The sequence below is a fragment of the Jiulongibacter sediminis genome, from assembly GCF_001306455.1.
Classification (GTDB): domain Bacteria; phylum Bacteroidota; class Bacteroidia; order Cytophagales; family Spirosomataceae; genus Jiulongibacter; species Jiulongibacter sediminis.
Genome location: NZ_LGTQ01000017.1, coordinates 19,354 through 34,313 on the forward strand (window position 1 = coordinate 19,354; position 14,960 = coordinate 34,313).

12 protein-coding genes are annotated in these 14,960 nt (G+C 38.5%); all 12 read right to left on the minus strand.

What is annotated here, in order from left to right:
* Positions 1-240 precede the first annotated feature (240 nt).
* The 12 genes from AFM12_RS19200 to AFM12_RS19255 all read right to left on the minus strand — a co-directional run bounded on the left by AFM12_RS19200 (position 241) and on the right by AFM12_RS19255 (position 14,725).
* Complete coding sequence (locus AFM12_RS19200) at positions 241-2,337, minus strand: Piwi domain-containing protein (RefSeq protein ID WP_055152023.1); 2,097 nt, start codon at positions 2,335-2,337, stop codon at positions 241-243.
* 10 nt (positions 2,338-2,347) lie between these two features.
* Positions 2,348-3,331, minus strand: a complete 984-nt coding sequence (locus AFM12_RS19205; RefSeq protein WP_055152026.1) for a DUF8743 domain-containing protein — start codon at positions 3,329-3,331, stop codon at positions 2,348-2,350.
* Between the two features lie 33 nt (positions 3,332-3,364).
* On the minus strand, positions 3,365-3,790 hold the full coding sequence (locus tag AFM12_RS19210) for a hypothetical protein (RefSeq protein WP_055152029.1): 426 nt from the start codon (positions 3,788-3,790) through the stop codon (positions 3,365-3,367).
* Complete coding sequence (locus tag AFM12_RS19215) at positions 3,790-4,212, minus strand: helix-turn-helix domain-containing protein (RefSeq protein ID WP_055152032.1); 423 nt, start codon at positions 4,210-4,212, stop codon at positions 3,790-3,792. The genes AFM12_RS19210 and AFM12_RS19215 overlap by 1 nt, the downstream gene beginning before the upstream one ends.
* Before the next feature lie 5 nt (positions 4,213-4,217).
* The gene (locus tag AFM12_RS19220; RefSeq protein ID WP_055152035.1) at positions 4,218-4,715 is read right to left on the minus strand and encodes a hypothetical protein; all 498 of its coding nucleotides are present in this window, start codon (positions 4,713-4,715) and stop codon (positions 4,218-4,220) included.
* A gap of 49 nt (positions 4,716-4,764) precedes the next feature.
* The gene (locus tag AFM12_RS19225; RefSeq protein WP_055152038.1) at positions 4,765-7,395 is read right to left on the minus strand and encodes a DEAD/DEAH box helicase; all 2,631 of its coding nucleotides are present in this window, start codon (positions 7,393-7,395) and stop codon (positions 4,765-4,767) included.
* Between the two features lie 2 nt (positions 7,396-7,397).
* Entirely contained in the window at positions 7,398-9,032 is a 1,635-nt protein-coding gene (locus AFM12_RS19230; RefSeq protein ID WP_055152041.1) for a site-specific DNA-methyltransferase, read from the minus strand.
* Between the two features lie 80 nt (positions 9,033-9,112).
* Positions 9,113-11,377 (minus strand): DUF3987 domain-containing protein, encoded by a 2,265-nt coding sequence (locus AFM12_RS19235; RefSeq protein ID WP_082391421.1) that lies wholly within the window; start codon positions 11,375-11,377, stop codon positions 9,113-9,115.
* Positions 11,378-11,397: 20 nt separating this feature from the next.
* On the minus strand, positions 11,398-11,700 hold the full coding sequence (locus tag AFM12_RS19240) for a helix-turn-helix domain-containing protein (protein WP_055152047.1): 303 nt from the start codon (positions 11,698-11,700) through the stop codon (positions 11,398-11,400).
* 96 nt (positions 11,701-11,796) lie between these two features.
* Positions 11,797-13,239 (minus strand): hypothetical protein, encoded by a 1,443-nt coding sequence (locus tag AFM12_RS19245; protein WP_055152050.1) that lies wholly within the window; start codon positions 13,237-13,239, stop codon positions 11,797-11,799.
* Positions 13,239-14,348, minus strand: a complete 1,110-nt coding sequence (locus AFM12_RS19250) for a site-specific integrase (RefSeq protein WP_055152053.1) — start codon at positions 14,346-14,348, stop codon at positions 13,239-13,241. The genes AFM12_RS19245 and AFM12_RS19250 overlap by 1 nt, the downstream gene beginning before the upstream one ends.
* Before the next feature lie 17 nt (positions 14,349-14,365).
* Positions 14,366-14,725, minus strand: a complete 360-nt coding sequence (locus AFM12_RS19255) for a helix-turn-helix domain-containing protein (protein WP_055152056.1) — start codon at positions 14,723-14,725, stop codon at positions 14,366-14,368.
* Between the last annotated feature and the right edge of the window lie 235 nt (positions 14,726-14,960).

The window sequence follows — 14,960 nt, forward strand, 5'->3', positions numbered from 1 at the left end:
CATTTTTATGCCTGACGAAACAAAAGGCGAACCCGAAGGCGAGACCTAATAACCAAGCAATACAAAACTGGAAATTTTATTTCACTGCATTTATTTTCAGGATAATTTATATCTTTAATCAAAGTTGTGTGGATTTAGTAGCGGGAAAGGCTCGGGCGTAATGAACCGAGCCTTTCTTTTTTTAAGAGCGACAAAATTTGCGAACTATTGCAGATTTGCAACATTGCAAAGTTTGCAAGCTTACAAAAACCAAAGCGTCTCTTTACCAAACTCAGGAAGCTTAGGGTCTTTAAAATAAGGATATATTTTGGCCACCATTGCAGGGTACTTTATGGTTACTGGAAGGCTCTGCTGGTCGGTGCTTTTCCAGTACATTCTGCTGAATTGATAAACCTGATCTATAAGAGTTTTTATGACTTCCGGGTCTTTGAAATAGTCTTCTGTAGTGCAGGAAATAGAAAGTTTGATTGGGAAATGATATTCTTTGGCTGATGGATTAGAGTTTGCACCATAGCGTGTATTACAATAAAGCAGGTATTGATTTCTACCAACTTTTATATAAGTTCCACACTGGGGCATCAGGTTTGGTGACAAAGTATCGAATCCTATTACATCTGCACTTTCTGTTTTGTTGATGGTGATAATGATTACCGGAATAGGCAGACCTAAGGCTTTTAATGTAGCCATTATTGGCCTAAGCTCGTTTTTGGATATTGCTTTGTAAAAGTGAATGATGAGTCTATCGGCCTGATAGTTTGCTGCAATAAACTTACCTACCGCTTCGCGTATAGAACCTGCCAGGGCGATTTCGTCTGTAGATTTGAAACACTCAAATCCTTTGAAAATACCTTCATTATTGAAGCAAAAAGCCGAGCCAACAAATCTGGTTTTACGGTCTATATTGTAGAAGGCTCCTACGCCTACTATTAACTCATTGGTAGAAGGTCTTTTAAGACGCCAGGGTATACCGCCCAACTTTGCTAACATAGCGACTTCAATATGTGGTAAGAAAGCATTGAAGAAATCGTTTGGTTTACCATTTTGCCACAAATGTTCCGCCTTAATTACCTGCGAAGCAATTTCTTCTCTAAGCAAAACCTCTTTAATTCGGTAATAAATGTTTACATGATCAGTATTTTGAGATAATTTGAGAACAGGGTTAACAAATAAAGCCATGTAACGGGTCTCGGGCTCCTTGTTCAATGTTCTTACTGCCTTTCTGATAGTCTCAAAAGCGGTGTCAATGTTTTCAAATTCAATATTAGCATCCAGATCAAGCTGAAATGGCTGACTGATGTATTCCTCCATCGGTGGAAATGGCCAGCGGTCATGCTTATATCCATCTTTTAGGAAATTATATAGTGTTTTAACAGCCGTGTTCTTCTGATTTTTCTGGTAGATGAAAAAGAACTTAACTGTATTGGGTGGTGGCACTGGCCGGTAAGCCTTGTATTTTTTAAAATCTTTCTTGGGGTCACGGCCGGTGTATCTGTTGCCAAAACGATCTTTCCCATATTCCAGGTCATAAGAAAGGTCTGAGATTTTATCAATTTGCCCCTCTTCTTCAATTGAGGTCATTTTTGGAATTATACCCAATACCTCTTTAAGGTGTGGATGCGACAAATATTTTACTGCAAAACCGTCAAGATTTCTCTTGTACTTTGGGTAGCGATTTCTGAGATCGGGAGAATCGAAAGCAATCTCAAAAAAAGGTTTTAATGTATTGGAGAGCACCGGATAAGCATTCTGTAAGTCATTCTTGATTTCTTCAGGCATGTAATTGTATTCATACAAACGACTTTTATAGGCTATCCAATGATAAAGTCGGGTATTGAAGTTTTTTATCTCAGCCAGACTTTTCTTTAATACTTTACTGGTGCCATCAAAAGAGAAAACAAGCTCAGGGCCTTCTGTAATATAAGCGTGCTGTACTTTTAATGTAAACTTATAATACAAGGTATATTTCTGGTTGTTTTGCTCCTTGGCCTCATACCATAACTCTATGTCTTTTGTGAAATTGCGGTGCATGATGGCAGCTCCATTTCTAAAATGCTCCCGAAGAACATGACGGAAATAGTGAAGTGCAAAATATGGATGCTCTTTTAAATTCAGTTTGAGTGCGATAGAGCCTTCCTGAGGTTCACCGAAGTTGGTATAAAGCCAATTGCCATGCTCCAGATCACTTTCGTTAACAACTTCAAAAAGCTGATCTCCAATATCATTTTTATGAATTGGGGAGTAGGTTTCATGATCCGGTTTGTGGGTCAGGAAATGGAATGTGAGTTCTTCTTCTTTGGGATTTAGCGGGATTATGTTGATTTGTAGCTGTTGGTTCATATTGATGGAATTAAAAGATTTGTGAAAGTTTCGTTGCTTTTATAAGGCGTTCATAAGAAGTATATCGTGGTGCCTGAGGTGCAAGACCTTTACCATCTAGTTCTATTGGGCCTATTTCTTTGGCAGGTTCTTTAAAGTTGAGGACGTATTTATTGGTGTCTTTCCATCTTTCAATAGAAGCTACTTCTGCAATATGTGTAATAGCAGAGACAGGGGCTACCTGATAGGCGGCTATGTATTTAATGCGTTCCAGCATGGCCGGGCCAATACGGATTTCATGCCAACGGTTTTCACCTATAAACACCCTTTCAAAACCTTCTTCTTTAGCAGGTACTATTACAGTATCCAAGTCTTTAGGGCTGAGTGAAAATGAAGTGACTCTGGTGGTTCTGTCCACGACCTCATTTATTTCAGCATTAAAAGGCGTGAATTTGTGAATGAGTTCTGAGCCGAATAAAAAGGATTGGAACTCTATAATGGCCGTCTGCATAGACAATTGACTCAGCACATTTTCTAATTCGTCGGTAGCTTTGTCAATAACTACGATGGCTGCCACTGGTTTTTCAAATATGATATTCTCAAGGAACGCATCAATATTCCTGTAACCTGCTTCTAAAAGACCACTCTCTGCCTTTTTAAGGGAAGAAGGGTTTTCTATTAGATGCTCAAGTAAAAAGGATTTGATTTTACGACCGCTGGCTTTGTAGGAAATCGCAAACTTCAATAGTTGGCTACCTATGTGCTTATATGGATCATGGCTGGAAATTTCATTTTCAATAATGTATAGCCGCGGATCTTCTGGAAAAGTGAAGTCAATCAAATAGCCATCTGGAATGGTTAAGATGCTATCTCCAATTCTTTTTTTGATGTCAATGTAAATGGTTTTCTCACCGAAAACATGAAGAGCGTTTTCTACTATGACCTTTTCAAAATCTTTTTCTAAGGTGTATTCGTGGTATCTGTATGTTTGGTTATTTAGTAGGAGGGTTTCCATTGATAGTGCTTTTTGAAAACAAAAAGTTACAAATTATTGAGGATCGCCTAAAACAAAACTTTTAGGGTCGATTATAGGCAATATTGCATTCTGCAAATAAGTGCCTTGAAACCTTGCGTAGGCTATGCCTCTAACGGTGGAAAGGGTAATTGAGTTTAGGGTAATATTAAAACCCTCTGGAAATAGAACCGTCTTTTTGTCCTCAGATAAATACTTTTCTATATCCACAATATGATAGATACAAGCCACTTTTAGGCGACCAAAAGTCTTTTTACTTTTCTGATCCGAAATTTTTAGGGTACAAACAACGGCTGTTACCTGATGCTCTACATTGATGTTATGTTGCAGTTCATAGTTATAACCTACCTGCATTTCTTCCGGTATCTCGCCATCAAATTGATTGATTGAAAGCTCCAGTGTTTCGATAGCTTTTATTTGAAAGTTTATTTGTTCTGCCATTATGCTTCAGCTGGTAATTGAACTTTGCTCGAAATTGTTTCAGTCGAATGGGAGAGATTAGCCCAGATTATTGATCCTGCTTGATGATGGCCTTTCGGAGAAATCTCACCTGTGGCAAACCCATAGTAGTGTTTTGGCTTTGTTTCCTCTATTTGAATATTCAATAGATTTATCCCTAAAGCTTGGCCAATGATCACCAGAGTTTCGGTTGTAAAATTATGAGTGCCAGAAAGCCACTTTGTAATCATTGAAAGGTTTTTCTGACCTGTTGCGTTCATTAGCTGAGTTCTGTTCCAACCTTTAGCCTTCATGGCATCTTCAATTTTGGCTGCCAGTATCATTTTGGCATCAGTCTTTTTCTGCTCTAAGGGATGAATCTCCGCTGAGAGTTCTTCTAAAAGACTGCTTTTGTATTTTTTCATGTTGTCTATTGTTCTTCGTCATCAAATTCCAATTGGCCTTCCAGTTTCAGACCATCGGTACTATACCTGATGTCTTTTTGTTTTATTAATTCGGTGAGTTGGGCTGATACTTTTTTTATTATGGCATTCTCTTTTGTTAGTTTTTTATCTTCCTGAAGAGCTTTGATTTTCTTTGATTTTGGACCACCGCCCCCAAGAATTACAATATCATTCCCAATCCTAATACAGTATAATCTTAGTTTGCTATTTGGCTTATCAAAAAGGGCACAAACACCATCGCCTGGTTTACCTTCATAGCGTTTAAAGAATCCTTCTCTTGCACCCGTTTTCGTGCCAATGGTGACTAGTCTCTTATGAATGTCCTGTATTTCACTTTTAAATGAAGTTAAGTTTTCTTCAATAAAGTTCTCATATAACGTGCCATTCTCTTCATTTAGTATAACAGAATATACAGAGGCGTGGTTTCCACTGTATTCCTCCAGCATGACTAGTTTCCATTTCATATTCTGTTTTGGTTGTGCAAAAGTATATTATTTTACTTATAAGTGAAATTTATAATATTGAAATCAATTCTTTGGCTTTGTTTCTATTATAAGCACCTTCTGGTGAAATGGTATCATATACCATAAAGTAGTGATAAGTAGCCCCTCCAATATTTGCCCACTTTTCACCAAGGCGTCTTTTAGCGGCACTGTCTGGATTATCTCTATCATCTCCTTTAGTTTCAAGTAGGATTATATTGCCAGAATTAGTGACTACTATAAAATCGGGATAGTGATTTGATTTATAGCCATTTATGGCAAATCCTTTTCCTCTGCCAAGATTACGATGCCAAAAGGCAATGTTTGGCAAAGAAGCAATATCCATAATGACTGAGGTTTCAAAATTAGAGTCCATAGCAGCTTCTTTTTCATATAAGGAATTTGCGATGGAGGGGCCCAGGCGACCAGGAATAATGACATCTGGGAATCGCCAAACAGGGAGATGATAAATTTGATTTGTTTTAAGAAGATCATTAAAACGCTGTTCTGCATAAGCATCAGCATGACTCTTTATTTTGGCCTTAATCTTTTCTGTATATGAAAGCTTTCTTATTAATACATCATGGATTTGTTCTGCATTGAGACTCTCTATAATGCGGGTAATGTATTTTCTGATTTCCTGATCAGGAATAGGATACATGTTTCCGATAAGATGCATTAGTTGAGTAGAAACCGTCTTGATCTGATTAGATTTTGGTGATGCCAATATCAGGTCAATCATCGGATCTTTAAAGTTTGGGTCTTCTATTTTCCTGAATTTGGGAGTGAATTGATTTTGGTTGCCTTCTTCTAAATCTACCTTATAAAGGTCTGAGCTAAACTGGTCAAAATCTATTTTGATATCCTCATTTGAGAGCTGGAAATTGGTGAGGAGTGATTCCTGATTTAATGGTAGTTCTTCAATCCCAAAAATGGTATTAAGGTTGGCTTTAATCATGAATTGATGTAGCCTGATATTTTGAGCCTGTTCCTTTTTAGAATCAAGCATTCTGTAATAATTCGCCTTATCTGCCATTTCTGATAATAGTGTAGTTTCTGGATTTGATTTCAGAGACCTTTGGATTTCTGATTCCATGGCTTCATTTTCGGTTTCTGCCATAGATATAATTTGATCGATGGTGGATTCTGAATCTTCTGCTGAATCATTATCTTCAGGTAGTGAGATACGCTCTATTTCTATTTCATCTTCTTGTTCGGTTTGCTCGGGGAATAGAAACTGTTCCATGGTTTGCTGTATAGCCTCTATTTTTACCTCCTCTGGCATTTTGTCAGATTGACGGTAATCACGCTCACTGAACCCTGCATTTTGAAGGCCGTTTACAATTTTCTCTAAGGTCTCGTTGAATTTTGCCGAGGCCGTCAATACATAGGAGACATTCAGTAGGGGAGTTGCCTGTTTAGAAACATAAGGCTGACGTAATACACGACCTAAAATCTGCTCCACATCCACCGCAGAAGATTTATCTGCCAATGAAGCCAGGATATAGGCAAAGGGGCAATCCCAACCTTCTTTTAGTGCATTGATGGTGATAATAAACCTTACTTGACAATCTTTGGAGATTAGGTCAATCCCCTTCAGCTCATCTTTTTCTGCTGTTTTTATTTTTATCTGCTCCTCTGGAATCCCTACCTTCAGAAGTTGCTGTTTCAGTTTATCAAAAGTGGTATTGTCTTCATTGGTTCTGGGCTGAGCCTGAAACAAGACAATGGGTCTGATGTATTTACCTCCTGCCTTTTCCTGTTGAATAGCCAGATTTTCAAGTTTCTTTTGTAGGTGCAAGGCACTGGTAATTACCTCTGTTTTATCATGATGATTATACACGATGACCGGTAATTTAACCATGTGCTCTTTTTTTAGCTCTATGGCCGGTACATAACTGATGATGTTACTGTTATTCTTAGGCGTAGCGGTTAAGTCAAGAATGAAAGAGGGGTTAAGATTATTCAGCATATCAATACTGAGATCACTCTCAGCATTGTGGCTTTCATCTACTATGACTACCGGTTGCAAGCTTCTTATGACATTAATTAAAGCCGTATCATCAATATCATCTAATAATTGAGACCGGTCAGTATATTGATCTGCAAAGGCGGCCAGTTGACCATTTTCCTGATAGGCTTTGCGGTCTTCTTTTTTTCTGGCTCGCAAGCTTGCAAAAGACATGACGAAAATAGACAGCTGATCATTGACAACAGTAGGGTTGAAATTAGAACCCTGCTGTAGTTCGGTTTTAGAATAGATTTCTACACGGTGATTAAAAAGGGTATTTAGCTTTTGCCGGTAGGGGTGGTCTGGATTACTAAGGTTTGAAATGGTTTGATCTAGCAGATTACTCCAGGGTACCAGCCAAACTACCGCTTTTGGCAACTTTTCATCATAGGCAGAAAAAATAGTCTGAAGAGCGTTACACGCTATGAAAGTCTTACCACCGGCAGTGGGTACTTTAATACAGACATGGGGTACATCGGGGATATTGTTTTTGTAAGGAGCCATCCCCTTTTTGGTCAACGGCTCGTAAGGCCCCCACTTATCTTCCCAAAATTGATTAAAGGCTTTATCAATTCTGTTAGTTTTCTGAATGTAGTCCAGAAAGCTTTCCAGATTTTCAATGACAAGGCGTTGGTAACTTTTTAATTCCATGGTTAGAAGCGGCTAATGTCACGAGGGATTTTTTTGAAAACAATATTATGAGAGGCTAAAAAGTCTTTATTAATCAGGCAGTTATCAGCATATATGATGTACTGCTCTGCCTTTGCGGTAATGCCGGATAAGAAATCAAGATCAAGAGTGGTGATTTTATCTATTTCATAATAGAAATAGTAGGCAGTTTGATTTTTATCACCCAAATGAAATTCATGTCCATTGGTGGTTTTCTCAAAAGATGACCGGGTCTCACTGTACCAGATATACTCTTTGATTTTGTCTACTCCGACGTTCTCATTCAGGAACTCCTTATTTTCTCCAATGAAAAGAGGCAAGCCAAGTTGATAATAATCAAAAGCACCGCCAGTGCCTTCCACTGCTTTATTTCCTTCACCATAGCCATTTATCACTCTTTTAACACGCTCGGCTGTGATGTCATTGGCATAGTCTTCCATCTCTACCAGAATATACTTTCTATTTCCTCCGTCTTTTTTATTAAGCTCCAGTACTGCTTGTGCAGTTGTTCCAGAACCAGCGAAAGAGTCTAGAATTATTGAATTTTTTGTTGAGGCAATTTGTAATATTCTAGAAATTAAAAGTGGGGGTTTCGGAGTGGAAAAATCACTTTCAATGTCTTTGAAAATATTCCTAAATACCCTTCTGCCAAGTTGATTGTCACCGGCGAAATCTCTTAGCCAAAGTGTTGTCGGAACAACTCCATCGGCTACATCAGAGAGAAATAATTTTAACCTAGGAAATGATTTTCCGTCTTTGCCGAAATAAATGCGATCTTCCTTTAGCAACTTATTAAAAGTTATCATGTCATACCTCCACACGGTAGTCTCAGGAGGGAATATCTCGATATTTGAATTTGGGTTTGTGATGGGATAATAAAGGTTTGGCCTTTCATTTCTCGTTTTATTACTTGTACAATCATTTGAGACCCAGGGCCCTCTTGGGTCATTATCTGGATTTTTATAACGTGAAAGTTGTTTTTCAGATTTTGGTATTAGATTTCTATTGAACCCATTTAAATCCACTCGATTTTGCTTTGTTCTTTTGGCATAGACTAAAACAAAATCATGCATATCTGAAAAATTAATGGCATCATTTTGGGGAGATTGTTTTTTTTGCCAACATATATTACCAAGAAAGTTTCCTCCTCCAAAAATCTCGTCACATAATAGTCTTAAATGGCCTTGCTCATTATCATCAATGGAAATAAAGATAGCACCATCTTTTGCCAATAATTGATGGAGAAGTTTGATTCTCGGGTACATCATGCAGAGCCACTTATCATGTCGAGATAAGTCTTCGCCTTCTTTACCAACAACATCGCCCAGCCATTTGAGAATCTTCGGGTCGTTTACATTATCGTTGTACACCCAACCTTCATTGCCCGTATTGTATGGTGGGTCTATGTAAATGCAATTAACTTTGCCCTCATATTTAGGAAGAAGAGCTTTCAGTGCTTCCAGGTTATCGCCATGAATAATCATGTTCCCGCTATTAGTAGATTCTGGTGATTCTCCCTTCCCGGCCGTAAAGCCATATTGATGTTCTAGAACTTTAAAGGGGACATCGCGGTGGTGATTGACTACTTTTTCTTTTCCTATCCAGTTTAGGGTGGGCATATAGCTTTGTTAAATTGAGCTGAGTTTTTCAAAGATAAATGAAAAAAGAAAGAGGGCGATAATTAATAGATATAGTTCATCTACGAATAAGAATTATTCGAAGTTATTCTCTCATAAACCCCAGACTTTACCTTTCTCAAATCCTTACCCAAGGCATTTCTTAAAATCTGATCAATTGTGCGTACTCCCAATGAGAAGGTTTTACCCAATGTTTGAGCCTCTTGTCTGGTAAAGTTTTGTGGTAAGGCTTCAAAGAATTTTCGTTTGCTATCCCCTGGTTTGAATGAGGTTTCTTGATTACTACCGGGTAAATTACTAAACATCAAAAGGCTGTGCTGCAAATAGACCTGGCAGATATCAAGAGCTATTTGAACGTCTTCATCAGTGCAGACTAGATTTTTTGAAAACTCACCGTTTTCAAATTTTCTCAGAGCCGTAAAAATCATAACTATTCTAAAAGCGATTAAACCCAATCTGAAAACAATGGATGCGGCTTCTTCCCCAGTATATAGTCCAACTTGATATAAATGCTTTGCGAATGATGAGTTTAGTGCTTGCCATTGGTCTTGGCTCATTTCTATTTCAGTATCTTGAACTGAAAGAAAGTCCACCATTTGCAATACTTTCTCAGACAAGCCTTCGAAGTGGTCTGTAAGAATAAATTTTCTGCTAAAAGGGGAGGGGTCAAGCCAGTGCAAGTCATTTTTAAAGGCATAGAATAAAAACCTGCTGAAAAGCCCGTCTTCTGCTGAAGAAATTAGACGTGGGACCTGGGCCGGTGTACCAGAAAGACAAATGGCTAAACGAGGTTCTTTGATCTCAATGTATTCGTTATTGGTTTTTCTGGAGAGTGTTATTTTTTCATGGTGGAATCCCGCACGAATTACTGGTGAGTAATCGCCCCAATCTTGCTTTTTAGTGCCGCTCATAGTATCTGCTTCTGTTTCACAGATGATACCTTCGCCACCGTTTTTTTGAAGGTGGTCTATCATTCTGGAAGAGCTGCTATCGGCAGGTATAAAGACCAATCTAAACTTCGGTTCGTTGGGTTTAGTGGGTGGAGCTTCGCCTTTCTTTCTATTTCTCAAAGCCTCTTTATACATGGTAAGCTCGTCTTCAAATAAGGTTTGAGCTTTTGTACTTTCGGATAATACCCTCTCATGGTATTTATCGCCAAGTCTTTTGGCATTCTTTAGCACACCTTTACCGCTGGCTGCAGGGGCAATAACAAAAGTATAGAGATGGGGAAAGACTTTTTCGCCTGAATAATAACCATAAATACCAGGCAAGCAGCCGCTGAGAATAGAAAGTGCGGAGGTTAAGAATACATCCCTTTGTCTTTTATCCTGGAATACTTCTGAGCCTACCCTTAGAATATCCGGCAATTTGTCAAATATGTCATCAGGTAACGTTGGGGTAGATTTTAGATAGTCTTCCTGCTCATCTGGTAGGGGAGAAGAGTTATCAATTTGCTTGTTTGCAAGCTTTGCAAAGTTGCCAAACTCAGCGGAATGGTGATTATAAGCACTCCTTACAGATGTCTCCATTTCCTTATGCGGGAGGTCAAACTGGTTTTTAGATAAGTCCAGGCAGACTTCAAGGGGGATTCCCACCCGGTTACAATTTGAAGCCAACAGATAAATAAAATTATTACGAGATCCATGAGTATATGATGATTTTTGGTTTGTGAAATTGACTTGACTTCGAAAGAGCTCTTCCAGTATGTGAGAAGGCTTTTCGGTGGTTGTAACTGGTGGAGGTGTACTTTTTTCAACCGTCTCAATTATTTGCAAAGGTCTTTTTACCTCAAATTTTTGATTGCTAATGTTTCGGTACATATCCGGGTCATAGCTGAAGAAACATAGGCGAGTAATGTCTTTGCATTTTTCATCGGCAGGAAGGCCAGTTAATTTTTCATAGTATTCCTGCACTTGCAGATAGGCGATGTCATGATGTTCCTGACCAGAATCTACCTGAACAAAGACTTTAAGGCCATCGCCTCCCGGGCTACGGAAGCACCAAAAGGTATGTAGGTCCTGAGTAATTTTATCAATGGCAATAGTTAGCTGATTCTCAGGAATTTTGTCAAAGTCAAGATGAACAAAACCGCTGTAATGGTCGATTTCAGCCATTAACCGTCTGCCTTTGAATGTAGCAGAAGGTGTGAAGGCAAGTAAGGATTGCTTTAGCTTTTGAGCCTCTTCAATCTGGCCCAACTCTTTTAGTCTGCGAACCTCTTCAACAGTTTCTTTAAATTCATCGGTGCCTACTCGTTTACTTAAAAGGAGCAAGGATTTGTTTTCAATCGGTGTAGAAAAGCCTTTAAATATGGTACTAGATGCCATCAGTGGATTGTTTTAGTTGATTACTTCCTTTTGTTTTTGATGACATAGTCAGCCGCCATCTTCTCTATCTCGTCGGCGGATGCCTGACGGTTACGCTGAAGCCATTGGTCTAGCTCATCGCGTTTGAAATAGAGTTTCTTACCCTGCGGGCAGAAATGAGGTATCTGCCTGGTGGAGGTTAGCTTATAGAGGTGAGAAGGACTAATGTCCAAATACTTACTGGCCTCATTTAGGTTTAATACGGCCTTTTGAAGAATGTTTTGCTCAGATAGCTTGTCTGCTATTTCTGTGAGCTTGTCAAGAATTAAAGCATCTTGTGTCATTTTGCTACTGTGTTAAAAAATGAATAAATCAAACAACAGCAGCAAAAGAACCCGGTAAAGGAAAGGTAGACTTGAGGTAACGAGATGTTACCGATATTACCCTGTCATGGCTTTTCTAATGGCCTCGTATTTAGCAGGTTTCGTAGAGAATTTAGTTTTTGTGGTAGAGGTTTCAGTACCTTGAAATTGTGTAAATGCCTTATGGATAAAGTCTATCCAGGCGATATTTATCTTCTGTGTACCATACAATTCTTTGTGAATCAGATAGAAGGTGTACCTAATCATATTGTTAGTTAGGTTTATTTGTTTCAAAGGCGGAGCAATGAAAGGTACTTTTTCCGTCTCGATTAATTCATATACCCAATCCATGAGTATGTCATGATCTGAGTCTTTCATGATTTTTGAATTGTACTCATTGGTGCCTTTAAAAAAAGCCAGATGCTTATATGCTATTTCTTTTAATGCGTTTATATCTTTTGTAGCCACAGGCATTGGTTTATCTTGGAGAGTAACCGCTTCTTCAGTTTTTGTAGTAACAGGAAAGGTATTTGCCGGGTTGTGACTATATATAACCTTTTGCTGCTCAAGCCAATGTTTTAATTTACCAGGAATAGAACTGGGCGAATTAAAAGATTTAAAAGTTTCTAAATGAGATTCAATGAGTGATACGCGTTCAATTCCATAGATTTTTTGAGAAATGTCTGATTCAAGAATTGACTTATGTTCCGTGAATTTGGCAGAAGTATACTCTTCATTAAAGCACTCGTCAACAGTAATGTATTCCTGAATTAAAAATATGGCGTTTTCAATTGCGGATTCTATTTCGGGATTATCATTTAACTCCTGAATAAGCTTTTCGAGTTGATCTGTACTTTTCAGCTCAAGGGCGGTTTCAATTTTATTATAGAAATATTCAAGGGTTGGATGAATAACAGCATGTTCAGGTTTGAGCGTACCAAGTTCTTGAATGTAGAAGTCCTCAAGGCTCAGAGGGCTTCTATTGTATTGATGATATCGAATTTGGGTATCAAAAAACAGGACCAGGAGCTTGTTGTACATGAAAATAAGTACCTTCTCGGAAAGTTCTTTATTGTCAAAGTCCTCGACTTCAGATAGGTTTTCATGAGTTTGTACTAAACAGCTTTTTAAGTTTGTTAGAAATTTTTCAACTTGAAAAATACCGTCAATGTCGTTTGAAAAGCCTTCTGAAAATTCATTGAAGGTGTTTAAAACTCGTTTTACCTCCAAGTTTATTAGTAGTTCATAGAATTGATCTTCTAAGGAAACCGGAGAGAGGTTTTCTGAATAGAATAATGGGCTTAAAGATATGTGGTTAGGGATTTCATTTTCTATGCCGGAATATACGTTCGGGTATTCCCTTAGTAGGATATAAAAGGCATCTTTGAGACTCAGGCTGTAATTTTCAGAAGCTTGACGGGCCTTATTATAGTTCTCTGCCCAATCCCGTTGATTTTGAATCTTAAAGTTCCAGGGCTTCAATGAGCCAAACAGAATTTGATTGAATATTTTCAATTCCATTACAGACCTATGTTTATTTTGTTGGCGGCTTCGATTTTCTTCTCATTGATTACTTTGGCGTAAATCTCAGTTGTGGAGAGATTTTTATGGCCAAGAAGCTTTGAAACGGTGTAAATATCGGTACCTAGCGTTAATTGCAAAGTGGCATAGGTATGACGGGCACAGTGAAACGTAATGTGTTTTGAAATTCCGGCTTCATCGAGCCAATCGCGTAACAGAGTTTTATTCCAGTTGCCGTATTTAAAGCCGGTGAATATTTTTGATTTACCTTCTTTCTCTTCTCCCAATAGTTGGCGGGCTTCATCTGAAATGGGTTGAGTTTCTACGCCGTTAGTTTTCGCCATGCGGAAACGGATGTAATAACCAAGCTCCTTCGAATGCTGAATTTCCTGCCATTGAAGCTTTTCAATATCTCCCCAGCGTAAACCGGTAAGGCATGAAAAAAGAAACATTCTCTTCAGGGTTTCATTTTTACAGTGGGCATTGGCCATTCTTTTGACCTCGTCAAGCGTCAAAAACTCCCTATGTGTTTCGTCTTGTGGAAAGGGTTCAACTCTGTTAGCAGGATTATTATTTAAGAGACCGTCCTTTACTGCTTGTTTAAGAGCCGCTCTCAGTTTATTGAAGTAAGAGTATTTTGAATTTAGGGAAAGACCATCAACAGAATTTTTGCTTTCGGCTTCATAGTCCAGGTAATCTTTGAAACCTTGCACCCAGTCTTTATCAATACGTTCAAAAGTAATGTCCTTTGGGCAATAGATCTTCAGATGCTTCTTTACACTATCCCAATTTCCATAGTTACCATTGCTGTTCCTTTTTTTCTCAGTGAGTGCGGCAAAGTAGGATAAAAAGCTGCCTTTCAGTTTCTCCTTGTCTCTAAAACCATAGATATTATTCTGAATCTCAAGATGGCGTTTTGATCTGATGCTTTCAGCAAGTTCAAGAATTTTACGATTCTCGTCTTTCTGGGCCTTTGACAAGGAACCCTTTTCTGGCTCAGGTGTGAGGTATAAACCCAGATATTCGTACTCTCTGTTACCTTTCTCGTAGTAATCCAGGTACAAGGTGATTTTATTGGCTTTCTTTCTTTGGCGTAAAGTGACTTTCATGTGTGATTAATTTATGTTTATTGGAAAAAGGCATCTAACTGGCTTCGTGGAATTATCTTCTTTCTGCCCACTTGTTTCATATTTAGCTGACCACGGTGAAGCATACGGTTTATTGTCCAACGGCTTACTCCCAAAAGGGCCGCAACTTCAGACATACTTAGATATTCCTTGTTTAAGGGTGTTTCTGAAGTAGGTGAGGAGGTCGCTAAAATTTCATGTGTTTCTTCCAGCGTCTTTCCGACCTTGGCTTCACGGGCTCTTTTCTTATAGTTTCTTTGGGAACATTTATGAGAACAAAAGCGTGTGACTGTCGTTCTGGCAACGAAGGTAATGCCGCAATGCTGGCATATTTTGGGAACTTGTATGTTGCTGCTCATTTGTAGCGAAATGTGGTGATAAGTAGTAATATGTTGTGTTATGTTGCATGATTTCACCCTATTCTATTATATGCCCTTATGGGCAACAAATGTGATGCTCGGGCAACACTACAGCAACAAATATATACAAATAAGAGCAAATGGGCAACAAATATGAGTAGTATATATTGTTGTAAAGTAAAGAAAAACAGGTAGTTAGAAAGAAAGAGAAAGGTTGTTACTTCCCGATGCAAAA